Annotated in this window: 20 protein-coding genes and 1 tRNA gene; 9 read left to right on the top strand and 12 right to left on the bottom strand. The window is 40.8% G+C overall.

Going from position 1 to position 22,591, the window contains the following annotated elements; genetic code table 11:
- Positions 1-65 precede the first annotated feature (65 nt).
- A tRNA-Trp gene (locus tag NH454_RS04665) sits at positions 66-142 on the bottom strand.
- A 462-nt stretch (positions 143-604) separates the two neighbouring features.
- On the opposite strand from NH454_RS04665, the gene NH454_RS04660 reads away from it, so the two are divergent.
- Complete coding sequence (locus NH454_RS04660) at positions 605-1,696, top strand: NADH:flavin oxidoreductase/NADH oxidase (protein ID WP_253038348.1); 1,092 nt, start codon at positions 605-607, stop codon at positions 1,694-1,696.
- A 480-nt stretch (positions 1,697-2,176) separates the two neighbouring features.
- Here the strand turns inward: NH454_RS04660 and guaA are convergent, their stop codons facing one another.
- Together guaA and guaB are read right to left on the bottom strand one after the other, a co-directional pair.
- Positions 2,177-3,754 (bottom strand): glutamine-hydrolyzing GMP synthase, encoded by a 1,578-nt coding sequence (gene guaA, locus NH454_RS04655; protein WP_135925945.1) that lies wholly within the window; start codon positions 3,752-3,754, stop codon positions 2,177-2,179.
- Positions 3,755-3,854: 100 nt separating this feature from the next.
- Complete coding sequence (gene guaB / locus NH454_RS04650; protein WP_235383282.1) at positions 3,855-5,324, bottom strand: IMP dehydrogenase; 1,470 nt, start codon at positions 5,322-5,324, stop codon at positions 3,855-3,857.
- A 134-nt stretch (positions 5,325-5,458) separates the two neighbouring features.
- Between guaB and xseA the strand changes: the two genes are divergently transcribed.
- Positions 5,459-6,793 carry an exodeoxyribonuclease VII large subunit gene (gene xseA / locus NH454_RS04645; RefSeq protein WP_253038347.1) on the top strand — a complete coding sequence of 445 codons (1,335 nt, stop codon included), beginning with the start codon at positions 5,459-5,461 and terminating at the stop codon, positions 6,791-6,793.
- 2 nt (positions 6,794-6,795) lie between these two features.
- Here xseA and NH454_RS04640 read toward each other — a convergent pair whose 3' ends face one another.
- Positions 6,796-7,386 (bottom strand): hypothetical protein, encoded by a 591-nt coding sequence (locus NH454_RS04640; protein WP_253038346.1) that lies wholly within the window; start codon positions 7,384-7,386, stop codon positions 6,796-6,798.
- A gap of 86 nt (positions 7,387-7,472) precedes the next feature.
- The gene (cysE, locus tag NH454_RS04635; RefSeq protein ID WP_135925949.1) at positions 7,473-8,297 is read right to left on the bottom strand and encodes a serine O-acetyltransferase; all 825 of its coding nucleotides are present in this window, start codon (positions 8,295-8,297) and stop codon (positions 7,473-7,475) included.
- A 341-nt stretch (positions 8,298-8,638) separates the two neighbouring features.
- Between cysE and NH454_RS04630 the strand changes: the two genes are divergently transcribed.
- From NH454_RS04630 to NH454_RS22420, 3 genes are all read left to right on the top strand, one after another.
- Positions 8,639-9,040: a hypothetical protein gene (locus tag NH454_RS04630; RefSeq protein WP_253038345.1), complete on the top strand. Its 402-nt coding sequence runs from the start codon at positions 8,639-8,641 to the stop codon at positions 9,038-9,040.
- Positions 9,041-9,043: 3 nt separating this feature from the next.
- Positions 9,044-9,361: a helix-turn-helix transcriptional regulator gene (locus NH454_RS04625; RefSeq protein ID WP_253038344.1), complete on the top strand. Its 318-nt coding sequence runs from the start codon at positions 9,044-9,046 to the stop codon at positions 9,359-9,361.
- A gap of 346 nt (positions 9,362-9,707) precedes the next feature.
- Complete coding sequence (locus tag NH454_RS22420; RefSeq protein WP_253038343.1) at positions 9,708-10,637, top strand: sensor domain-containing diguanylate cyclase; 930 nt, start codon at positions 9,708-9,710, stop codon at positions 10,635-10,637.
- Positions 10,638-10,667: 30 nt separating this feature from the next.
- Here the strand turns inward: NH454_RS22420 and NH454_RS04615 are convergent, their stop codons facing one another.
- The gene (locus NH454_RS04615; RefSeq protein ID WP_253038342.1) at positions 10,668-13,553 is read right to left on the bottom strand and encodes a M16 family metallopeptidase; all 2,886 of its coding nucleotides are present in this window, start codon (positions 13,551-13,553) and stop codon (positions 10,668-10,670) included.
- A 247-nt stretch (positions 13,554-13,800) separates the two neighbouring features.
- On the opposite strand from NH454_RS04615, the gene NH454_RS04610 reads away from it, so the two are divergent.
- Entirely contained in the window at positions 13,801-14,757 is a 957-nt protein-coding gene (locus tag NH454_RS04610; RefSeq protein WP_253038341.1) for a hypothetical protein, read from the top strand.
- 98 nt (positions 14,758-14,855) lie between these two features.
- On the opposite strand, the gene NH454_RS04605 is transcribed toward NH454_RS04610, so the two are convergent.
- From NH454_RS04605 to NH454_RS04585, 5 genes are all read right to left on the bottom strand, one after another.
- Positions 14,856-15,029 carry a hypothetical protein gene (locus NH454_RS04605; protein WP_253038340.1) on the bottom strand — a complete coding sequence of 58 codons (174 nt, stop codon included), beginning with the start codon at positions 15,027-15,029 and terminating at the stop codon, positions 14,856-14,858.
- A gap of 2 nt (positions 15,030-15,031) precedes the next feature.
- Positions 15,032-15,454, bottom strand: coding sequence for a hypothetical protein (locus NH454_RS04600; protein ID WP_253038338.1), 423 nt, complete (start codon positions 15,452-15,454; stop codon positions 15,032-15,034).
- A gap of 193 nt (positions 15,455-15,647) precedes the next feature.
- The gene (locus NH454_RS04595) at positions 15,648-16,616 is read right to left on the bottom strand and encodes a sensor domain-containing diguanylate cyclase (protein ID WP_135925954.1); all 969 of its coding nucleotides are present in this window, start codon (positions 16,614-16,616) and stop codon (positions 15,648-15,650) included.
- 48 nt (positions 16,617-16,664) lie between these two features.
- On the bottom strand, positions 16,665-17,900 hold the full coding sequence (locus NH454_RS04590; protein ID WP_253038337.1) for a DEAD/DEAH box helicase: 1,236 nt from the start codon (positions 17,898-17,900) through the stop codon (positions 16,665-16,667).
- A gap of 94 nt (positions 17,901-17,994) precedes the next feature.
- Positions 17,995-18,696, bottom strand: a complete 702-nt coding sequence (locus tag NH454_RS04585) for a DUF3581 domain-containing protein (protein WP_253038336.1) — start codon at positions 18,694-18,696, stop codon at positions 17,995-17,997.
- Between the two features lie 512 nt (positions 18,697-19,208).
- On the opposite strand from NH454_RS04585, the gene NH454_RS04580 reads away from it, so the two are divergent.
- The 3 genes from NH454_RS04580 to NH454_RS04570 are packed head-to-tail and all read left to right on the top strand — an operon-like array spanning position 19,209 to position 21,486.
- Positions 19,209-19,610, top strand: a complete 402-nt coding sequence (locus NH454_RS04580) for a DUF3019 domain-containing protein (RefSeq protein WP_135925957.1) — start codon at positions 19,209-19,211, stop codon at positions 19,608-19,610.
- Positions 19,610-20,296 (top strand): response regulator transcription factor, encoded by a 687-nt coding sequence (locus NH454_RS04575; protein ID WP_253038335.1) that lies wholly within the window; start codon positions 19,610-19,612, stop codon positions 20,294-20,296. The genes NH454_RS04580 and NH454_RS04575 overlap by 1 nt, the downstream gene beginning before the upstream one ends.
- On the top strand, positions 20,296-21,486 hold the full coding sequence (locus NH454_RS04570) for an ATP-binding protein (protein ID WP_253038334.1): 1,191 nt from the start codon (positions 20,296-20,298) through the stop codon (positions 21,484-21,486). Before NH454_RS04575 ends, NH454_RS04570 begins: the two co-directional genes overlap by 1 nt.
- On the opposite strand, the gene NH454_RS04565 is transcribed toward NH454_RS04570, so the two are convergent.
- Positions 21,470-22,312, bottom strand: coding sequence for a MipA/OmpV family protein (locus NH454_RS04565; protein WP_135925960.1), 843 nt, complete (start codon positions 22,310-22,312; stop codon positions 21,470-21,472). The two genes, NH454_RS04570 and NH454_RS04565, sit on opposite strands and share 17 nt — an antisense overlap.
- Between the last annotated feature and the right edge of the window lie 279 nt (positions 22,313-22,591).

Raw genomic sequence — 22,591 nt, 5'->3', positions numbered from 1 at the left:
AACTCAATCATGATTAAGAGCAAGTAATATAGGAAGATTTGCGATTAAAGTAAAGCAGGAAGAAATGGCAGGGGCGGAGAGATTCGAACTCCCAACCGTCGGTTTTGGAGACCGCTGTTCTACCAATTGGAACTACGCCCCTGCAATGACGACGAATTATATAGAGCTTTTTTCAAAGGTAAAGTAAAAAAACACAGTTTTTAGTTTAACTGCTTCTTAAATAAACAAAACGGCGAATTAGCACGCTAATTCGCCGTTTTGTTTTTTGCGACTCGTCGCTTTGAATATTGAAATGCACAAGGCATGAGAAAATAGGAAGCCATTAATTAACTAAAATTAAAGCCGATGTTACTTATTCGCAATTTATTGAGTATCAACAGTGACCGCCCTTGAAAAAGGAACATGTGATGACCACTTTAACCTTATGATTAATAAACACAGTAATCACATTTCATATTCATGCTATTTAGAAATAACAACTGATTAAGCAAATACAAAAAATAGGTACCAGCAGGAGGGATTCAGCCTCCCCTACTTTGCTCAGAAAAATTGGGGGTGAGGCCATCCTATGGCATTCTGTTGAAAACAACATTGAGAGGTTAAAATGAGCCAATTATTTAGTGCCGCGAAAATCGGAGAGCTCAATCTTACAAACCACATAGTTATCGCACCAATGTGTCAATACTCTGCCGAATCTGGACAGGCTAGCTCCTGGCACCGCATGCACTATGGTTCGCTGGCAACGTCTGGCGCTGGATTGCTAATTTTGGAGGCCACAGCTGTTGAACCTATTGGCCGTATTTCTGCGGGAGATTTAGGACTGTGGGATGACGCAACAGAAGCCGCATTAGACAGTGTTTTGTCTGATGTTCGCGCTTGGTCTCCCATTCGTATAGGTATTCAGCTTGGTCATGCCGGGCGAAAGGCTTCTTGTCATGTGCCATGGCAGGGAGGTCATAAATTGACGATGGATGAAGGTGGCTGGCAAACGGTTGCTCCTTCTGCGTTGGGCTTCAATGAGCAAGACGAAACGCCAGAGTCACTCGACTTAGCGGGTCTTGCGCGTATTAAACAGGCGTTTGTTGACAGCGCAATTCGTGCAGTACGTGTAGGAATTGATCTAATAGAAATCCATGCGGCGCATGGTTACCTACTCCACCAATTTCTTTCTCCACTAAGTAACCAAAGGCAGGACCAATATGGTGGTTCGCTGGAAAATCGCCTACGCTTTCCACTTGAAGTATTTGAAGCTGTGCGTAAAGCCATCCCTTCTTCAGTTCCGGTTGGAGTTTGTCTCTCGGCAACTGACTGGGTTGATGGCGGTTGGGATGTTGAGCAATCGATTGTGTTTGGTCAGCAACTGGAACAGCTGGGTTGTGACTATCTGCATGTTTCCAGTGGTGGGCTTTCGCCGCAGCAATCCATTGATGTAAAACCAGGGTATCAGCTTCCGTTTGCTAGTGCCATTCGCCAACAAGTTACAATACCGGTAATAGGTGTAGGCTTAATCACCGAGCCACAGCAGGCTGAAGAAGCGCTGAAACAAGGGGATGCCGATTTGGTTGCATTAGGTCGCTCTGTGCTTTTTAATCCGCATTGGCCTTGGCAAGCTGCCGTTGCGCTAGGTGCTCAGGTTCAGGCTCCGCCTCAATATTTGCGTTCTGAACCACATGGCTCGAAAGGCACGCTTGTTTAACCTTAAATATTTAACAGACTGACTACAACGCGCACAAAATTTAAACGGTGGGCTATCGATACTTCTCCATTTTCTTTGCGCCAAGATGGAAACTGTTATTAAGTATCTGAAGCTCACCAAAAAACTCGTACTGTGCTACATATTCTGTGTAATCGAAGACTCAAAGCTATTAGTGCTTACTCATTAACCGTCACATTTGTCACGAGAGTTTAAGCTTCATGGCTAACAACAGTGTTAACAGGAAGACCTAGTCACTTAATCACAAACTCTTATCAGCACAAATGTGTGCTGTGTTCAGCCTCTTTGGTTGGCTATTTACTCAGATTTGGCACGCTTATGCAGAGTTAGAGCTGTTGTCGATTTCTGGATATGCTGATTTCTGAAAACCAACAGTTATTATCCCAATAAAAAATGCCAGTCAGTAAAACTGACTGGCATTTTTTATTGGCTTAAGGCTTTATTAGCTCTTTTTAGCTAGCCCTATTCCCATTCGATTGTTGCCGGTGGTTTACCTGAAATATCGTAAACAACACGTGAGATACCATCGATTTCGTTGATGATACGGTTAGAAACCACACCTAAGAACTCATAAGGTAAGTGTGACCAACGTGCCGTCATAAAGTCGATAGTTTCAACACAACGTAGTGATACAACCCAGTCGTATTTACGCGCATCACCCATTACACCTACCGATTTAACTGGTAAGAATACAGTGAATGCTTGGCTTACTTTGTGGTAAAGCTCAGCTTTGTGTAGCTCTTCGATGAAGATAGCATCTGCGCGACGTAGTAAGTCACAGTACTCTTTCTTGATTTCACCAAGTACACGAACACCTAAACCAGGACCCGGGAATGGGTGACGGTAAAGCATGTCGTAAGGTAGACCAAGCTCAAGGCCAATTTTACGTACTTCATCTTTGAATAGCTCACGTAATGGCTCTACAAGACCCATTTCCATGTCGTCTGGTAAACCACCTACGTTGTGGTGAGATTTGATTACGTGTGCTTTGCCTGTTGCTGATGCAGCAGATTCGATTACGTCTGGGTAGATAGTACCTTGACCTAACCATTTAGCGCTTTTCAGCTTTTTAGCTTGCTCGTCAAATACTTTAATGAAAGTATGACCAATCGCTTTACGCTTATCTTCTGGGTCTGACTTACCAGCTAAGTCTGCTAAGAATTGATCTTCAGCATCTACTTTAACAATGTTTAGGCCAAACTTGTTGCCAAACATGTCCATAACTTGCTGACCTTCGTTTAAACGAAGTAGACCGTTATCAACGAATACACACGTTAGCTTGTCGCCGATTGCACGGTGAATAAGCATAGCAACAACAGATGAATCAACACCACCTGATAAGCCTAAGATAACTTCGTCATCACCCACAGTTTCTTTAATACGCTCAATCGCATCGTCGATGATTTTAGCTGGTGTCCATAGCTTTTCACAGCCACAGATATCAATTGCAAAACGCTCAAGTAAACGTTGACCTTGATGAGTGTGAGTTACTTCTGGGTGGAACTGTACGCCGTAGAAACGTTTTTCTTCCCAAGACATTGCAGCATGTGGACATGTTGATGTTTTAGCAGTAGTTTTGAAAGTATCTGGAATTTCCATTACTTTATCGCCGTGGCTCATCCAAACGTCTAGTACGCCAGCACCGCCGTCAGTAATGTGGTCTTCGATAGCATCGAATAACGCACAGTTACCTACTTTCTCAACTTGCGCATAACCAAACTCTTTCTTATCAGAGCTGTGTACGCTACCACCCAGTTGCGTTGCCATTGTTTGCATACCGTAACAGATACCAAGTACTGGAACGCCTGCGTTAAATACATACTCAGGAGCACGTGGGCTGTTTTCAAGTGTTGTAGACTCAGGGCCACCCGACAAAATAATACCTTGTGGATTAAATTCGCGGATTTGCTCTTCAGTTACATCCCATGCCCATAGCTCACAGTAAACACCAATCTCACGTATACGACGTGCGATTAACTGTGTGTATTGCGAACCAAAATCTAAAATGAGAATTCGTGAATCGTGAATGTCTTTGCTCATGGAGTATCTCGTTAGTCAGGAACTGCTCCCCCAAAGGGAGATGATCAATAAATTAGGGCTAGCAAATGCTAGCCCATGTAATTTCAATACCTTAAGGTAATTAACCTAAGCGGTAGTTTGGCGCTTCTTTGGTAATTTGCACGTCGTGAACGTGTGACTCACCCATACCAGCTGAAGTAACGCGAACAAATTGAGGTTTAGTATTTAACTCTTCAATTGTTGCACAGCCCGTTAAGCCCATTGCGCTGCGAAGACCGCCCACCTGTTGGTGAATGATTGTCGCGATAGGACCTTTATAAGCAACACGGCCTTCGATACCTTCAGGAACAAGCTTGTCTGCTTCGTTCGATTTTTGGAAGTAACGGTCTGATGAACCTTCTTTTTGGTTCATAGCGCCAAGGCTACCCATACCACGGTAAGACTTGTAGTAACGACCTTGGTATAGCTCAACTTCACCCGGTGCTTCTTCAGTACCCGCTAACATTGACCCCACCATTACACATGATGCACCGGCAACAAGTGCTTTTACGATGTCACCAGAGAAACGAATACCACCGTCAGCGATAACAGGAATATCGCGGCCTTTTAAGCCTTCAACTGCGTCAGAAATAGCCGTAATTTGTGGTACACCACAACCTGTTACGATACGAGTAGTACAAATAGAACCAGGGCCAATACCTACCTTAACAGCGTCAACACCTGCATCAGCAAGAGCAATCGCACCTTCAGCTGTTGCAACGTTACCTGCTACGATTTGTAAATCTGGGTATGTTTGACGTGTTTGAGCAACACGGTCGATTACACCTTGTGAGTGGCCATGTGATGTATCGATAAGTAATACGTCAACACCTGCTTCAACAAGGGCTGCGATACGCTCGTCAGTACCTGGACCAACACCAACAGCGGCACCTACACGAAGACGACCTTGCTCATCTTTACATGCGTGTGGCTTGTCTTGTGCTTTTTGATAATCTTTTACAGTGATCATGCCTTTTAATTTAAATGCATCATCAACAACAAGAATTTTTTCGATACGGTGCTCGTGCATTAGACCTAAAATCTCATCACGGTCTGCACCTTCTTTTACAGTAACTAACGATTCTTTTTTCGTCATTACTGTAGAAACTGGCTGTTCAAGCTTAGTTTCAAAACGCATATCACGGCTTGTTACAATACCTACAAGGTTATTGTCAGCATCGGTTACAGGGAAACCTGAAAAACCTTTTTCTTCTGAAAGCGCGATAGCATCAGCAATTGTAAGATCCGCAGTCACAGTAACAGGGAAAGAAACAATACCTGCTTCGTACGTTTTTACTTTACGTACGTTTTTAGCTTGCTCTTCAATTGTCATGTTTTTGTGGATGAAACCTAACCCGCCTTCTTGCGCTAAAGCAATCGCTAAGCGAGCTTCTGTAACAGTATCCATAGATGCTGAAACTAGCGGCAAGTTAAGATTGATACCACGCGTTAAACGAGTTGAAATATTTGCCGTGTGTGGCAAAACAGTAGAATGACCTGGTACTAAAAGTACGTCGTCAAAGGTAAGAGCTTCTTTAGCGATTCTTAGCATAGTGCAACTTCTCACATGTGGATCTGAGTATAAGGAATTGCGGCCAAATTTTATCAGCGTTGTTGGCACGAGTAAATAAAATTATTCATTTATTTGTGTTAAAGTACACACAGATTTTTTTACTGGGGTTTTTAATGGCTTTCACGCAATCAACACAGGCTGTTTATACAGTCTCGCGACTAAATAAAGAAATTCGTCATGTTTTAGAGCAAGGCTTTTCGTCGCTGGTATTAAACGGCGAAATTTCTAACTTTATTGCCCCAGCCTCAGGACATTGGTACTTCACTTTAAAAGACGACCGAGCACAAGTAAAAGCAGCGATGTGGCGTGGCAATAATCGCGGCCAAACTTTTCGCCCGAGCAATGGTGCACAAGTAACCGTTCGCGCTCGCGTGTCATTGTATGAGCCCCGCGGTGATTATCAGCTGATTGTTGAACACATGGCCCCTGCCGGTGAAGGCTTATTAAAACAAGAATTTGACGCCCTTAAAATGCGCTTAGCTGCAGAAGGCCTATTTAGCTCAGCCCACAAAAAGCCATTACCAACCAATATAAATCGTGTTGGGGTGATCACTTCTGCCACAGGGGCTGCTATTCGCGATATTCTTACTGTATTAAAACGCCGCGCTCCGCAGCTTGAAGTTGTGATTTACCCAGCAATGGTGCAAGGTGCAGATGCCCATAGCCAACTAATAGAAAAAATAAACATCGCCAACCAGCGTAACGAAGTAGATGTTCTTATATTAGGTCGCGGTGGTGGCTCACTCGAAGATTTGTGGTGCTTTAACCATGAGCAACTAGCCCGCGCTATTTTTGCAAGTCACTTACCCATCGTTAGCGCGGTCGGTCACGAAGTTGATACCACGATTAGTGATTATGTCGCCGATATTCGCGCAGCCACTCCTTCAGCTGCTGCGGAGCTTGTTAGCCCAAACAGCGAAGAGCTGCACAACAAAGTTAAGCAGTTAGTTAGACACTTAAATCATGCCTTTAAACATTCATTGGCAGTAAAACGCAGTACCGCAACGCAATTTGAGCACCGCTTACAGCTTTGTCATCCGCGTAATCAACTCAATCAACAAGCGCAAAAATTAGATGAGCTAAGTTTAGCCTTACACGGCGCGATGAATAGTAAAATTCAGCGATATGAGCGAGTACTTGCTAACTTAACACCACGCTTAATGCAACGTTCTCCTGAAAAGCAGTTAGCTAAGAGCGAGCATCAGCTGGCGCAATTACATGCTAGGCTTACACAGGCAATGCAACAACAGCTTTCAGGTTCTCGAAACAAGCTTTCATTACAGGCGAGTCGTTTAGATTCTGTGAGCCCGCTCAGTGTGTTGGCGCGTGGTTACAGCATTACTAAAAACCAACAAGGTGGGGTGGTGAAATCGGTTAACGATGTAAGTTCTGGTGAGCTTATAACTACCGAACTTGCCGATGGTCAACTGCAATCAAAAGTTGTATAAAATTACTCCGTGCTTGCAATAATGGTTAGACTATCGTCACTTGAGGTGGTGGAAGTAAATTTAAATTGCTTCCACCAGCTTTGCTCCACCATTTTATCGGTCATGTTACGCCAATAATGGCTTGGCAACTCATCAACCCCCTCAGGTTGCAGCAGTTTAAACTGACAAACTGAGCTTTTGCATCTAGAGATACTCATTTCTGGCTGCACGGGTAAGTCTGCCATAATTAAGAAGTCGCTCATGGCTGTTTCAATTTGGTAAGCCCACGCCTCATCTCGAGATTGCTCTTCTAATAAAGTATAAAGATCCTCTAGATGTGAGTTGATTTGCTGCGGAGGTATCGCACTTGAACGGTAACTGGCAATCACTGCTTGTTGGTTTTCGACTTGCAACTTCAGCTCTGCAACTTGTTGCTCAAGCTCGCTCTTGCTAACAGCTACTGAACTATCTGAATTAACTTCAGCGACTTGTTTTTTAATAACAGGCGCTACAGCAGTGGCTTGCTGCTCTGGGACTTCCATTGTTTGCATTTCAACAAATTCTTGCTGATAAGTTTGCGGCTGATGTTGTGGGTCAGGTTGAAAAAATGACATGGCTACAGCGCCACAAATAAATGACGCTATAACAGCTAATACAAAAGATAATTTAGACAATTCCATTGCACTTTATTGGTGTAAAACTACAACATAGCACTGGTGTGCGATGCATTACTAGCGGTAGTCGTACCATCATCTAAAAAGTTTTGGTTCATGCTTTCTGCTGGGCAAGGGCAGCTTGGTTTACCCACAACTTTAGCTGGTACACCAACAACCGTAGTGTGTGCTGGAACCGCACTCAGCACCACAGAATTGGCACCAATACGCGCCCCCTCACCTACTTCGATGTTACCCAGTACTTTTGCACCCGCGCCAATTAATACGCCGGCACGAATTTTAGGGTGGCGATCACCTTGCTCGTTACCTGTACCACCTAAGGTTACTGATTGAAGAATCGATACGTTATCTTCGATAACCGCTGTTTCACCAATTACAATCCCAGTTGCATGGTCAAACATAATACCATGGCCAACTTTACAAGCAGGATGGATATCAACGCCAAAAACCTCTGAGGTTCTACTTTGAATGAAGCGAGCAAGCTCTTTTCGGTTTTGTTGCCATAAGCAGTTTGCGAGTCGATGAGCCTGAATTGCATGGAAGCCTTTTAAATTAAGAATGACAGTTAAGTAACTATCAGCTGCAGGGTCGCGATCTTTAACTGCTTTTATGTCATGAGCAACATGCGTTAGCATTAAGTCACATTTAACAAAGGCTTGGTCGAATAATTCACGAATAGTAAACGCCGAAACCACCGCATCAGCGAGTTTATTAGCAACAATAAAACTCAGCGCTGAACCTAAACATTCATGATTTAACACACACGAATAAACGTGACTTGCTAAAAGCGGTTCTCGGGAAACGACTTCGTTTGCTTCTTCACGGAGCTTTTGCCAAATTTCATGACGCATAATATTGCCTTTCTGGTTGTACCTAACTGCTAAGGCTTAAGTTTAACGGATTTGTAGCAAGATGTACTAACCCGTTGTTTATTTGTTCTGGTTATATCTAATAACCAGAGTAGCAAAACCACTTTTTGCTCATTTTAAGGGAGTTTTAAGGCTATCTCATATGACAGAAGCAAACTCAGAGATGAAGCCAACAATTAAATTAAACTTCTTATATTTCAATAACAAAACAGATATGACATCTTACCTGTCATATGCCAAAATAGGCACTGGCATATCGCTGACGGCGTAAAAAACAAAAATAATCATTAAATTTACATCATCAACTTAACAAGGAAACGATGATGAAAAACGACGTACTAAACTCACATAAACTAGGTTATAAATTTTACTTTCAAGATGGTGATAACCAAATCGCATGCTTTGGTCACATCATGAGCGGTAAAGAACAAATATATGTAAACGACGAATTGGTTAGTGAAAAGCGCAGCTTCGGCTTTAAAAGTCATCACGACTTTAACTACCAAGATACTGCTTATGCTGTCGGTTTTGAGATGCAAAATATACTCACAGGCAAGCTTGAATGTTCGTTTTACAAAGCTGGTAAATTAGTAAAACAAAGCACACAAACCGCGCTTACTGATAACCCAAAACAAGTGGCTATGGTTACCTTAGGCTGTTTTATTGGTGGTGCAATATTTGGTTACGCAGTCGTTACTTTCATTGAACCGTTTCTTGGGAAGTAACTGATGCAGCTGAATCCCAATACAATCAAGACGCTTAGACTTAAATTCGATTGGACGCAGCAGCAATTGGCCGATGCCTGTGATGTAAGCCTACGTACCATTCAGCGAGTTGAAAAAGAAGGTGCGGCATCAAAAGAAACCACCATGAGCCTATGCGCAGTGTTTGAAGTACGCCAAGGTGAGCTAATTAAACTCGAAGACGATGTATCTGAACAAAGCGCAATACACGCAGTGAGTAAGCAAAATCTCGCTGCAATCGTAGCGGCTTCTTCGTTTATTAGTTTTGCCCTTGGTATGGCGACGGTATTAGTTATTTTTTAGGAGCAGCCAATGACCAAGGAACAACGTGGCTATGCAACACTTATAGCCTTCATGAAAGTAGCAATATTGTGCGGCATTGCCGTGAAAATTGCCTCTTTATTTTAATAAGTTCTCTGTCAGAATTGAGCCTCGGGCTTGATTCTGACACAAAGCTGCATCCCAAAACGACGTAATTTTCTAAAATACGTTTTGCCACCTTCCTCGCTATTATCAGACGTATCCATATATTCTTAAAAAGCAGCAGCACAGAAAAGCTAATCATTTCGGATTATTTTTTACAACCATAACAGTGAAAACTTATCATTTGTTGCTAATCTTACATAACTGGTATTGGCTGGGTAATAAAGTGGTTGAGTCAAAAGAATTCTTAAAATTAATACTCGATAGCATCTCTGAGCATATCGTAGTTATCAATGAATTAGGTGATATCATCTTTGTTAATCGCAGTTGGCAGACTTTTGGCCAAGATAATAATTGCAGTTGTGACGTGCAGTGGCGCCAACAAAACTATTTAGCAATTTGTGAATCAGCTGCAAAACAAGGTGACGAATTTGGTATAAAAGCACTCGCAGGCCTACAAAAAGTCATCAACAATCAACAGCAAGAATACTATTTAGAATACCCTTGCCACAGTGATACTGAAAGCCGCTGGTTTTTAATGCGTGCAGTACCACTAGAATATCAATCACAGCGCTATGTCGTTATTAGCCACTTAAACATTACTGAAAGAATGCGAGCAGAACAGCAATTAAAAATGCTCGCGCACATTGACGGTCTTACTCAACTTGCGAATCGTCGCCATTTCGACAATTTCTTTGAACAAGAATGGAGTCGCTGTTTACGTTTAAAACAGCCCATTTCTATTGCCATGATTGATCTTGACCATTTCAAGTTGCTTAATGATAACTTTGGCCATTTAGTCGGCGATATTTGCTTAAAAAGTCTAGCAAACTTGCTTACACAATTTGCCCGCAGACCCAGTGATTTATGTGCAAGATACGGGGGAGAAGAATTTGTATTAGTTTTGGGTAACACACATGCCGAGCAGGCCTATCAACTACTCTCTCGGTTTATGACGCAATTAACCGAGCTACATATTGAAGAGTTGCATAATCAACAACTAACCGTAAGTATTGGTTTAGCAACTTTAGTGCCTGGTTTTTTAGACAATGCGACCACGTTAATTGACATGGCTGACAAAGCGCTTTATCAAGCAAAAGAAACAGGTCGAAACAAGCTAGTTGTTGCACAAACACAAACTGACATTGTGAGCTAAATGCCCCTAACTAGGGGCATTGAATAGCGGTTATTGGAATACCTTTTCAACATCAAGTACGCTGATATTTTTTGCAGGTATCGCAAGTTTATAGTCAGCAATCAGTTTGTCTTCAGCAACAAGCTCTGCTGGTTTTTCAGCGTTATACACCATAGGTGATGTTTGCTCTGAGGCTAGGCGTTTTTGCATGTCTTTGCCATCACCGGTAATAAACACATAGTGAATATTCTCAGTTTGCAGGTTATCGCGAATAACACGGTTAACATCATCAAGGGTTAGCTTTTCAAGCTTGCCGCGCACATAGTCAACAAAGCTCTCAGTGTTGTAGAACTCACTATCAAGCGCATAGCCTAATTGGCGATCTTGGCTTGCAACCATTTGTGGCACAAAGTTAATTAAGAAGTTACGAGTCGCTTCAAAATCTTCTTTGCTGATGCCATTTTTAATTAGCTTATCAAGCTCAAATAACGCCGTACGCGTTGCAAAGTGCGCATCGTTGTTAGAACGAAGCGGACGTAACCATACTTGGAAAATTTGCTCTGAACGACCTAAATTAGCATCAGGTTTTGTTTGGAACATACCACGCGGGAAGTACTCAATATACGCGTAGTCACCATAGTTCATACCACGTGTTTGACGAATGCGCTGATACAAGAAGCTGTTTGAGCTGCGGTGTTCGCCAAAGTAAGAGCGAACTAACCAAAGCGCTGTCCAGTCATCGCTGCTACGAATAGTATCGATTGGGAAACCAAATGATACAGCGGTAGATTGCGCTGATTTTTCAACAATAGTCGCATGATGACCCTTTAGCGCTGGTGCATCTGGGATCATTAAGCGGCTTTCTTTACCTTGTGGAAGCGATGTTAAATCTTTCATCATTGCTGATTTAACTTCACTTGGAATAGCACCAATTAAACCAACCGTTAATTTTGATTGAGTAAACTGCTTAGCATAAAACGCTTTCACATCGTCAAGTGTCAACGCTTCAAGGTCTGATAAATCACCATAGTTATAGCTTTCGTATGGGTGACCTTTATAAAGCTGATGATAAAGCACTTCTTTACCTAACTCTTCGTCATTTGATGCTTTAAGGCCTGCTTTAATGCTATCGATAAGCTCTTTTTTCAGACGCTTGAAATCATCTTCTCTAAAGCCAGGGTTTAACATCTGATCGCTAACAAGTGCATACCACTTCGCTGCATTGTCTTTGTGCACACGGCCACGTAGTGAAATCATTTCTTTATCGATTTGATACCCAAAGCTTCCCGCCAATGGGTATAAGGCTTTTTGAATATCTTTATAGCTCATAGTTTCTGAGCCACCTTGTGCTAACATCGCAGCAGTGAGTGCAGCTAAACCTTTTTTACCTTGTGGATCAGCTGCTGCACCGGTATTAAATAACCAGTTAACATCAACTAAAGGTGAGCTATTTGTTTTATCAAGTACTTTAAAGTGACGTTCTGTTGGGGCTTGTTCAATACTTGCAACCAGCGCGTTTAAATCAACCTCTTGTTCAAAACCAGCCACTTTATCAAGCGCCGACATTGTCACAGTAGTGCGGCTTGAATCAACAAAATATTTGTTTGCTACCGCTTTGATATCTTCAGGAGTGATGCTATCAGCAGTTGCGTACAGTTGGTTAATAACCTCAGGGTCGCGCTCAAAATGCATGTAGCTTGCAAGCGTTGACGCAATTGACTGCGATGAATCAAGACCATTGATAAAGCTATACTTTAAGTTTGATTTTAAATCCGCTAACTTTTGTGCATCAACTAACTCAGTACGTGCTTGCGCATAAGTACGGTTAATCGCATCACGGGCTTTAGCAAGGTCTGCTTCGTTTTCGACTTTTACAAACACATGTAATAAACCCGGATCTTTAGTATCTGGGTTATAGGTAAACATTTGGCTAGCAATTTGTTTATCAACAACAAGCTCTTGATAAAGTGCCGAGTTGTTAGAGAAATAAAGCTGCGAGATTAAATCAAGGGCTGCACGGTCTTTTTGGGTTGGATCCCATGCCGTGCCTTTGTAAGACACAAGCAACCAGTGACCTGGTAAACCATCATTTTTTTCATGTACATATTTTGCAGCTTGTTGTTTTGGCTCAACAGGAATATCAGCTTGGTAATCGCCCTTTTTCCAGTTACCCCAATGCTTTTTCACCATAGCCATGGTTTCTTGTGGATCAACATCACCAACAATGACTAAAGATACATACTCTGGTTTATAAAACTTAGCGAAAAACTCTTTACCATATGCCATTTGATCAGGCATAGCTTCAATGTCTTCAAAAAAGCCCATCGTGGTATGCTTATACGTGTGCTTTTCGAATGCTTCGTTACGAACAGCAGAAAGTAACTTGCGAATTGGGCTGGCATTATTCTTTAGATACTCACCTTTAACAGTAAGCGCTTCAGTGCGGAACTGTTCTTCACTGTATGTGAGGTTTTGGAAAATATCGGCTTCGATTTCGAGTACTTTGTCTAAGTGCTCTTTTGAAAAGTTTAAGTGATAGTTAGTGTAATCGTTGGTCGTGTACGCGCGATTATCAACACCTGAATTCTTTAAAATATCTGAATACACATCTTGCGGGAATTTTTCAGAGCCTTTAAACATCATATGCTCAAAGAAGTGTGCAAAACCGGTTTTACCTGCTTCAACTTCGTTACGTGAACCTACCGATACCGGAATTTGCAGTGAAACTACATCTGGGTAATCGGTTTTTACCACCATCACTCGAAGGCCATTATCAAGCTCTTCTAAAAGGTAGTCTTGGCTGAATACACGGCTATCGTCTTGGCTTGCTAGCTGCTCAATTTCGACTTCTTTAACCATAGTTGACTGTGAATTACTCGCGCAGCCACTTAGTGCAAGCGTTACAGCAACACTGGTTGCTAGTAATCTAAATTTCATAATGTTCCCTTGTTAGTTATTTTTTTCATGATCATTGCTGATTGATTATGCATCAAAGTGCCAGAAAATATGAGAGCCAGTGCAATAATTTATGTAAACAGGTGTGTCAATTTAGCGAAACGCTCGGCTTTCAATATGAGTAAAATTCATAGCCATTGAAAAACTTTCATGAAAAAAATCTATCTAGACGTCTAAATGGCTGCTATATTGTTTGTCATAGACATGAGCACGAGCTGGAATGAGGATTATGGCTTTATCACTACAAGAGAAAATTGAAGACACCAATCAAGGCGTCTACCTAATTGGTACTACACCGCCAAAATCAGGCACAGATAAAGCCACACTAGAAACTATTGCGCAGAAGCTTCTTGGTCGTTTACACGAAATTGAATACGATGGTGTAATCATTTATGACATTCAAGATGAAAGCAGCCGTACAGCGATTCCGCGCCCTTTCCCATTCAAAGAGACTGTCGACCCGCGTGAGTATTCTAAGTTATTACGTAACTTATCTCAGCAAGATGTTATCACCTATAAAAGTGTTGCCCAGCGTGGCGAAGCTGAATTTACCGAATGGCTAAACGAAACTCGAAATGAGTTTGAGTTAAAAAACTTAGTGCTAGTCGGTAGTCCATCATCTGATGGTGATATCAAATTAAGCCTACCTGATGCATACAAAACCTTAGCAGAGCAAGATAGTGATGTATTTTTAGGTGGTGTTACGATTGCTGAGCGCCATGCGAGCAAGCGAAATGAGCATGAAAGACTACTTAAAAAAACACAGCAAGGCTGTCAATTTTTTATTTCGCAAGCCGTCTATAATGCCCAAGCGACAATAGACTTGATCACCAGTTATGCGCGTAGCTGTAAAGCACAAGGCACAACACCAAAACGCATTATTTTAACGTTTACCCCTTGTGGTGGTGAAAAAACTTTAGAGTTTATGGAGTGGTTGGGTATTTCTGTACCCGAGGCAACTAAGTACCGTATGCTCGATGCTGCAAATACTTTAAGCGAATCAGTGCGCATCTGCCGTGAAAATCTCGACTTAATTTTACAAAGCTGCGCACATTTAGATGTACCGCTAGGTTTAAATATTGAGAGCTTAACTAACCGTAAAGAAGAAATTGATGCATCAATCAATCTTTACCGTTTACTAAAAGCAATCATGGAATTAAACCTAGCTGAGAAGCAAATAGCTTAAAGAAAAATACCAGCTTATCTTTTGCAGGAAAGTAAGATTAACAATACAAAAAAATTAAAGCGCACTTGATGCGCTTTAATTTTAATAGACTAATACTTTCAAATATTTAACTTCTCAACCTTAGAAACTAGAGAGTCAAGTAACATTAAATCATTTGCTTTTTCTACATACTCATCACTATCTTCATCCAGCAGTTTAAGCTCAAGAGTTTCCTCTTCAATCCTTTTTTTTAGAGTATTATTTATAAGTCTAAGCTCTAGCTTTGAAAACATAATCATCCTACTTTCTGATTCGGTACACCGATAAAACAAGGAATTGCCATAGCATCTAATTGATTTAACCTCTCTAAGTATAAGGTTACAGGCATGTCGTATAAAGGGCGAATTGTAAAATGGTTTTTACCAAGAGATCCCCCCTCATCTAAAGAAACATGTAAACCTTGAGGCATTTTAGACTTTGCCGGCAGCTTCCACCAAAGTGAACCAAATTTAGGGTTACGGTAATTAAATAGCGATAGACCTCCAGATTTAGAATCTACAAAATCAATATCATTTTTTTGATAAACTCTTACATCCCATGCCTGCTCTGCTTCCCTAGGAGGAGTAGTACGAATATAGTCAAACTTTGCCTTAGTTTTTCGACCAAGCCTAAATAAATCAAATGGCAATGTCACATAAAATTGGATAGGAGTGTGCATGTTTGAAATCCTTTTCTAAAACAGTACAACCCAATCTACATAAACAATTAACACCATTCAAGCTGGCTTTTCAGAAACATAAAAATGACTTAAAAATAAGCCTTCTGGATTCCTACCCACCATACTTTTTAGTTAACCTGTACCGTTTACTAAAAGCAATCATGGAATTAAACCTAGCTGAGAAGCAAATAGCTTAGCGTGCCGCCTTCGAGGCTTGCTTTTTCTCATACATATCTTCATCTGCCCGCTTTAATAGCTCAGCAAAGTTTTCTTTTGGCTGAGCTATTACCCCTGAACCAATACTTAAGCTCGTGACAGGAATGCCCCGCTTCTCTAAATTTATCTGAAAAGCGGTATTAAGCTTATCAGCTATACTATCGATGCAATCACCGGGCTGAACTTGCAATAAGGCAATAAACTCATCACCGCCTAAGCGACCGATAATATCGGTTTCTCGTAGGCACTCTTTCATGGTGTCGGCTAAACAAATCAAAGCTAAGTCACCAACTTCGTGACCGTAAGTGTCATTGAGCGGTTTAAAGCTATTTATATCGATAAATAAACAACTAATATCAAAACCAAGACGCTTCGATATATTCAATTTATGTTGGCAAAGTAGGTCTATTGCACGGCGGTTATAAATATTAGTCAGTGAATCAAGCATGGCAATTTCACGCATCTGTGTGAAGTTGTCTAAAAGCGCAAGGTCATCTTCGACCATATCGCGAAGCTGTTCTATCAATTCTAAAAAGCTCTGTTGATAATGGGTTTGTTTAAAATCCATTACGCAAAAAGTACCAAACGGGTCACCACTTGGCCAGCTAATAGGTACCCCAAGGTAAGACTCAAAGCCATCTTTTACCAGCGGGCTGTCATCCCATTGACTATCTTGACTGGCATGATCAACATAGAGCGGTGCCATATCACGCAGTACTTTTTTACAGAAAATATTATCGTCAGCACTTAACTCGGCCCCAGCCTCATAGGGGTTTTCTTGCTGCTCACTGGAAACGATAATGCGATAAACATTATCAGTTTTGTGGACTATAAAGCCCGCGGGTGCAGAAAACAGCTCAGTCATGAGATCTATTGTTTTCTGCCACTTTGCTAAGGAGAATTGCTTATCTGCGCGGCGAAACGTCCATTTATTCTCTTCTAACATACTAAACTCTCATCTTTAGCCAGAGGATAGTATAAATATATGCCAAATTTAGGAACGTCTCCTACTTTTTTGCCCTAAAATACGTTTTTTATCGCGGGAACGTCGTGCTTTATTCGTATTTTTACGAACCTGTTTTGGCTCTTTTGTTAAGTCCGGCTCATAACCTGGTAACCACTGCGGCGTGAGCCTTGTGTCGAGCAATATATCTATCTCGTCCAGTAACCACTGCTCATCTATGCTAACTAATGACATCGCAACGCCTTTTTCGCCCGCACGCCCTGTGCGACCAATGCGATGTACGTAATCCTCAGCCACATAAGGCAGCTCATAGTTAATCACATACTTTAGTGAAGCAATATCAAGACCACGCGCCGCAACATCCGTTGCTACCAGCACCCTTGTTGCACCTGATTTAAAGTTTTGTAGTGCTTTATCACGCGCTCCTTGGCTTTTATCACCATGGATAGACTCTGTTTTTAAGCCATCTTTACACATTTCTTTAGCGAGCAAATCAGCTGTTTGTTTAGTGCGAGTGAAGATCAGTACTTGCTGCCAATTTTTCATGCCAATCATATGAGAAACTAACTCTCGCTTACGATCTTCATCAACGGCATAAACTAGCTGCTCAATTTCAACCGCAGCTGAGTTACGCTTATTCACTTCAACTAATTTAGGATCATTCAATAACTGCTTACTGAGTTTAAAAACACTGTCATCAAATGTGGCTGAAAAAAGTAAGGTTTGGCGCTCTTTTGGCACATGACGCAAAATGCGTTTAATCTCATCAATAAAACCCATATCAAGCATGCGATCAGCTTCATCAAATACCAAGGTGCTAATACTTGAGAGTTTAATACTGCCTTTGATCAGGTGATCAAGTAAGCGCCCTGGTGTTGCAACTACAACCTGCGCCCCTTTAATGGCTTTAATTTGCGGACCAATACTAGCCCCGCCATAAGCAAGCGCGGCTTTGATATCAGTGTGCGCAGCGTAGCGCTCTACGCTTGCAAAAACTTGTTGGGCAAGTTCGCGGGTTGGCGTAAGAATAAGCACTTTGACGGCACTTGGTAGCGCTTCTAAGGACAATAGCTTATCTAATAAAGGCAAAACAAATGCTGCTGTTTTACCAGTACCCGTTTGTGCGCTGCCCATTACATCAGCACCAGCCAAAATAAGAGGAATAGTTTGCGCTTGAATAGCCGTTGGGGTGTGATAATTTTCGGCTTGCAATGCTTCTAAAAGCGCTGGTGCAAGATTTAACTCTGAAAAGGTCGCTGCTGACATGATATGAGGTACGTTTACTATAAAAGCGCTATTGTACGCTTAACACAATAAACAAAAAAGGCGCAATTAGCGCCTTTTCTATCAACCGAAAAAATCACACTGGTTTTAATGATTCTTTGCGCTGATTGTAAAAATTAATTAAATCATCAACGGTTGCTTGGCAATAGTCACGAATGCCAGAAACAAGCATGTGCTTTTCACCTGAACCTACTTTCTCGCCATTTTCTAACAAGTTGAAGCGAAGCGTAATTTTGCCGCGCTTACCTGTAAATTCAAAATCAGGCTCAGCAAACTGCAGTTCAGGTGAGCTGATATCTAGGCGGTCAAGGTTGATTAGCATTGACTCGTAAATCACCATTGGGCGCGCGGGGTTAATCATCACGTCTTGCTTACCCATTAGTGGAATGATCACATGCGGGAAAGTGGTGCCAGAAAACTCAACATAATTTTTAATTAAGCTATTTGTTAACTCAGGGCACTGGCTAACAGCCCCTTCTCGTTTCACTTTTAGCATGACTTTTTCGCCATCAGTAATGGCAAACTCATCAGCACCTTCAGGGAAAGTGAGCTTTGAATTTTCATCAACCATACCAGCAAATGTGAATTCCATTTTTTCACTTATGCCATAACGGTTTAAAACCAGCGAAAAAAGTAAATCGCCCGGTACACAAAACTTTTTAGCGTCTTTATCGTGTAATGGATTGAAATCATCAGCCACTAACTTGGCGAAACGACAGCCTTGCTCACGCGAGATTGAAACATAATCAGCATGTTGCTGATAATAAGGACTTAACATATTTGTTCACTGCTTAAACTACTTATAACCTGCCTATACTACCAGAAAAAAAATAAAGAGAGGTCGAATCTGTTAAAATTAAGCAAAGTTACTGAAAATAATAAAGCAAATATTAGCACTGCAACATTGTATCAATTTGTAGCAAGTGATTAACAAATCCTTGCGAATAATAAGACTTCCCCTCACAAGCCTGTAGTGAAAAACTATTAACTTAAACTAGATAAACATTCACTTCTCTTGATAAAACAACACACTAATGAATCAAAATAAATGACTCAATCTGACAAGCTGAATACATCTAAAGCAGTTGATCCCGCTATTTGTAGCTCAAAGAATAAATAAGGTATGATAATTGTGTTTTTTATCGTGTAATCACCATTTAGGTTGTATAAATAATAATTATAATTAGCGGCAAAGATAAGTACTCAAATGAGTGCTAGTTGGTTACATCAACGTTCGACGGTTAATGTTACTTTGAAAAAAAGACTATTAAAAATCAGAGATGTGCGTAAATGATCAAACGATTATATTTGGCATTGCTGCTTTTGTGTTTCTTTTTTTCGTCGCTGTGTTTGAGCGAAGAGTTTTCTAATCAGCCTTTTTTTAAAGTATCTCCCACCGTTTGTGTCACTGAAGCAAAACAAAAAGCATGTGAATTCAAAATACAAGTTCATTTTCGCATCGCCCCTTTTGATGAGTTATGTTTAGAAGTAACTCAACGCCCTCAGTACACCCAGTGCTACACACAAAATGGCCTAATTGTTGAACAGCTTAATATTAAAACAAAGCACCCACTGACTATTAAATTAGTAAACCCATTGAGCAATCAGATTGTAAAAAAACAACTACTTTCAATAGCAAATTACGAAGCTAAAGATTACCGCATAAAACGGCGTTTTGGCTGGAGTTTATAATGCAGCATATTTTTTTAATTGAAGATGATGTGAAACTAGCAAGTTTAATTCAAAAGTTTTTACTAAAACATGGCTACACCATAGATGTGTTTAATACTGCTAAGGCCTATCGCAACAGCGACATCACCTTCATGCCTTCACTCATCATATGTGATGTTATGCTACCGGATGGCAATGGCTTTGAGTTAATTTCTCAGTTGAAAGAAAAGTACAGTTGCCCTGTCATTTTTCTAACGGCACTGGATTCTGTGCAATCACAAATTAAAGGCTTAGATCTCGGAGCCTACGACTATCTTGTCAAGCCTATTAAACCTGAGCTATTGCTGGCAAAAATAAAAACAATCATAGCTCATACCATCGGCCAAGATAGCTTTTCAAATGAGTATGACCTACTTCGGATTGACTCAAAGAAAAGAGATATCTTTTTTAAAGGTAAAGCACTCAACCTAAATGATAGTGAATTCGAGATCATTGCTTATTTGGCTAAAAACAGTCCGCAACCTGTTTCCCGTGAAGTTTTATTTAAACATGTCATTGGTCGTGAATACGACGGGTTAGACCGTGCTATTGACCTTAAAATCAGCCGCTTAAGAAAGAAACTAAAAGAAACGATTAGCGAACATAAAGAGTCGCTTGATATAAAATCAGTAAGAGGTAAAGGTTACAGCTTGGATATCTCGCATTAATGAAGCAGCAGTTTTTTAAATTATATTTAATCATCACAGTGAGTCTAATCGCTTTAGTTCTTGCGTTTGGGCAGCTGTATAATGAATTTTTTTCTGAGCATGAGCCGAGTATACAACTCAGCGTCCATGAGCTTACACAAATCGCCGAACATAAAGATTCACGGATCAGCACCTTAAACCAAAATGAGCTAGTGTTACCAGATTCTTTACAAACTACTTTCGAAAACAATGGCATTATTAGTGTGGTCGAAAATAATCAACAGTTTGTGTATCTCAAAGGCAGTAATGGAACTATTCAAAAAGTAGGCCCGATCACTTTGATTTCGCAGACCAAAACAGACTGGTTTGCGTTCTTTGCTTTTTACCTATTACTCGGCGCTATGATCCTAGTGTTTATTCGTCCCGTGTTTCGTGATTTAAGCTCGTTACAGCGCGCAGCGTACCAATTCAGTAAAAAACCGCAGCGGATCGAGCTTGATATTAAGCCTAACTCGTCGATTGCACCGCTTGCTAGTACCTTTACTCACATGTCTGAACGCATTAACAAATTCGTTCAGCTTCATAATGATTTATCACGTATTATTTCGCATGAAATTCGCACTCCCCTTACACGTATGCGGTTTGCTTTATCCATTGCTGACGTAGAACCAGAGCAAAGTAGCCAAATAGAACGCGATATCGATGAGATTGAACTGCGTTTGGAGCAGTATTTATCGTTTGCTCGCTTAGAGCATCAACAAAGTGTATTTAATCAAGATAAAGTTGATTTAACTAAGCTAATCAATTGTGAAATTGCTAAGTTCGATTTGTATAAAGAGCTCCAATTTATTGCAAAGTTAAAAATAGATACTGCATATTGTGAAGCGAGCTTTATGGCTATTGCAGTGCAAAATTTACTGATCAACGCCACAAAATACGCAAAACACACTATCCAAATAAGTAGTGAAGAACAAGCAGCCCATTACTCTATAAGCATTACAGATGATGGCCCCGGCTTACCAATAAATGCCGATGCCTTAATAGAGCCTTTTAAACAAGGTGAAGGTGATAAGCTGGCCAGTGGTTATGGATTAGGACTTTATATAGTCCATCGTATCGCTAGCTGGCATGGCGGTAAAATTAGCTTAGCTAATAGCTCAGAAACTGGCGGGGCGAGGATCACTATTCGCTGGCCTAAAAGTGGTAAGTAATCCCAGTAAAACCTGAAAAATAGCCATTTTTATGGATCATCGTTGAATTAGCTAAGTTACTATCAAGCCAAGTGTGCTTTAATTTGAAATCTAAACTTAGACTATCGTTAATTGGGTATTCGTAGCTAATTTTTACGTAATAATTGATGGCACTTTGTAAGTCATAATCAAATACACGGGTTTTACTTTCTGTAGGTGCAACTGTGTAGTAGTAATCAATGAGCTCTTCATTTTTATAAGTAAGGCCCATTTCAACACCCGCGACTCCTGAAAGCAGCTCAAATGCCTGATAACCATTAAACAAAATTTCGTAGCCATTATGCACAGCGGTTACATCATGCACATATGCTGCGCTAAGCCAGATATTATCATATACATTCAATGCAGATGATAAGCCCGCCATGTATGATAGATCACGTTTAATTGGCGTTAAATTTATAGGTGAAGCGGTAGGAATGGTAGGTCGGCCACTGTTTGATCTTATCACACCCACAGCATAGAGCTTATCTATGCCATCTAATTCAAAGAAAAAGCCATCATCGTTAAATCGACCAAGTAAATCAACGTAAAAACTCTCTGTTTCGAGTAAGCTGTAACCTATAGAAAAATCGTCGAAATACCAATTATCACCATAGTAAGCAAAGCTAGGTAAAATTGGTGAAGTAATATCATCAGCATCAAGAACAGGGTTTTCGATTCCCCCATAGCCCAGAGTAATGCTGGCATGAATTGTCGACTTTTTAATTAATTGCGGCTGTTTATCATCAACCTGCGCAAACGCAGTTGATGCAGTTAAACAACATACTAAGCCAAACAATTTATTCATTAACTTGATTCACCTCGATACCATAATTAAAAACAGTTATGGCAACTATATAATACTAACAATAGCCTACTCTTAACGCTTACAGGTGCGATCATATCGTTTGCCTACATTTTTGTATAATTATTTTCCAGTCTACACTGTTAAAAATAGCTTATGATCCCCTATCAATTAAATCTAACATATTGAATGAAATATAAAATAGTATGTACATTTTGCTACATTGGTTTTCAGTTTTTAGTTATTTTTTTGGTTATTTCAGTAGCCAAATATGAGAGCTAA

The sequence above is a fragment of the Pseudoalteromonas sp. Ps84H-4 genome, assembly GCF_024124645.1.
GTDB lineage: Bacteria > Pseudomonadota > Gammaproteobacteria > Enterobacterales > Alteromonadaceae > Pseudoalteromonas > Pseudoalteromonas lipolytica_C.
The sequence above is the reverse complement of the archived record's forward strand: the minus strand, read 5'-3'. Positions and strand labels throughout refer to the sequence as shown.

Bases quoted from the DNA above. Each gene is read 5' to 3' on its own strand.
- NH454_RS04585 (WP_253038336.1), bottom strand. From the start codon at position 18,696: ATGTTAAGTCCTTATTATCAGCAACATGCTGATTATGTTTCAATCTCG.
- NH454_RS04595 (WP_135925954.1), bottom strand. From the start codon at position 16,616: ATGTTAGAAGAGAATAAATGGACGTTTCGCCGCGCAGATAAGCAATTC.
- NH454_RS04660 (WP_253038348.1), top strand. From the start codon at position 605: ATGAGCCAATTATTTAGTGCCGCGAAAATCGGAGAGCTCAATCTTACA.
- NH454_RS04600 (WP_253038338.1), bottom strand. From the start codon at position 15,454: ATGCACACTCCTATCCAATTTTATGTGACATTGCCATTTGATTTATTT.
- NH454_RS04640 (WP_253038346.1), bottom strand. From the start codon at position 7,386: ATGTCATTTTTTCAACCTGACCCACAACATCAGCCGCAAACTTATCAG.
- cysE (WP_135925949.1), bottom strand. From the start codon at position 8,297: ATGCGTCATGAAATTTGGCAAAAGCTCCGTGAAGAAGCAAACGAAGTC.
- xseA (WP_253038347.1), top strand. From the start codon at position 5,459: ATGGCTTTCACGCAATCAACACAGGCTGTTTATACAGTCTCGCGACTA.
- NH454_RS04610 (WP_253038341.1), top strand. From the start codon at position 13,801: ATGGCTTTATCACTACAAGAGAAAATTGAAGACACCAATCAAGGCGTC.
- guaA (WP_135925945.1), bottom strand. From the start codon at position 3,754: ATGAGCAAAGACATTCACGATTCACGAATTCTCATTTTAGATTTTGGT.
- NH454_RS04590 (WP_253038337.1), bottom strand. From the start codon at position 17,900: ATGTCAGCAGCGACCTTTTCAGAGTTAAATCTTGCACCAGCGCTTTTA.
- NH454_RS04570 (WP_253038334.1), top strand. From the start codon at position 20,296: ATGAAGCAGCAGTTTTTTAAATTATATTTAATCATCACAGTGAGTCTA.
- NH454_RS04575 (WP_253038335.1), top strand. From the start codon at position 19,610: ATGCAGCATATTTTTTTAATTGAAGATGATGTGAAACTAGCAAGTTTA.
- NH454_RS04615 (WP_253038342.1), bottom strand. From the start codon at position 13,553: ATGAAATTTAGATTACTAGCAACCAGTGTTGCTGTAACGCTTGCACTA.
- NH454_RS04630 (WP_253038345.1), top strand. From the start codon at position 8,639: ATGAAAAACGACGTACTAAACTCACATAAACTAGGTTATAAATTTTAC.
- NH454_RS04625 (WP_253038344.1), top strand. From the start codon at position 9,044: ATGCAGCTGAATCCCAATACAATCAAGACGCTTAGACTTAAATTCGAT.
- NH454_RS04580 (WP_135925957.1), top strand. From the start codon at position 19,209: ATGATCAAACGATTATATTTGGCATTGCTGCTTTTGTGTTTCTTTTTT.
- guaB (WP_235383282.1), bottom strand. From the start codon at position 5,324: ATGCTAAGAATCGCTAAAGAAGCTCTTACCTTTGACGACGTACTTTTA.
- NH454_RS04605 (WP_253038340.1), bottom strand. From the start codon at position 15,029: ATGTTTTCAAAGCTAGAGCTTAGACTTATAAATAATACTCTAAAAAAA.
- NH454_RS04565 (WP_135925960.1), bottom strand. From the start codon at position 22,312: ATGAATAAATTGTTTGGCTTAGTATGTTGTTTAACTGCATCAACTGCG.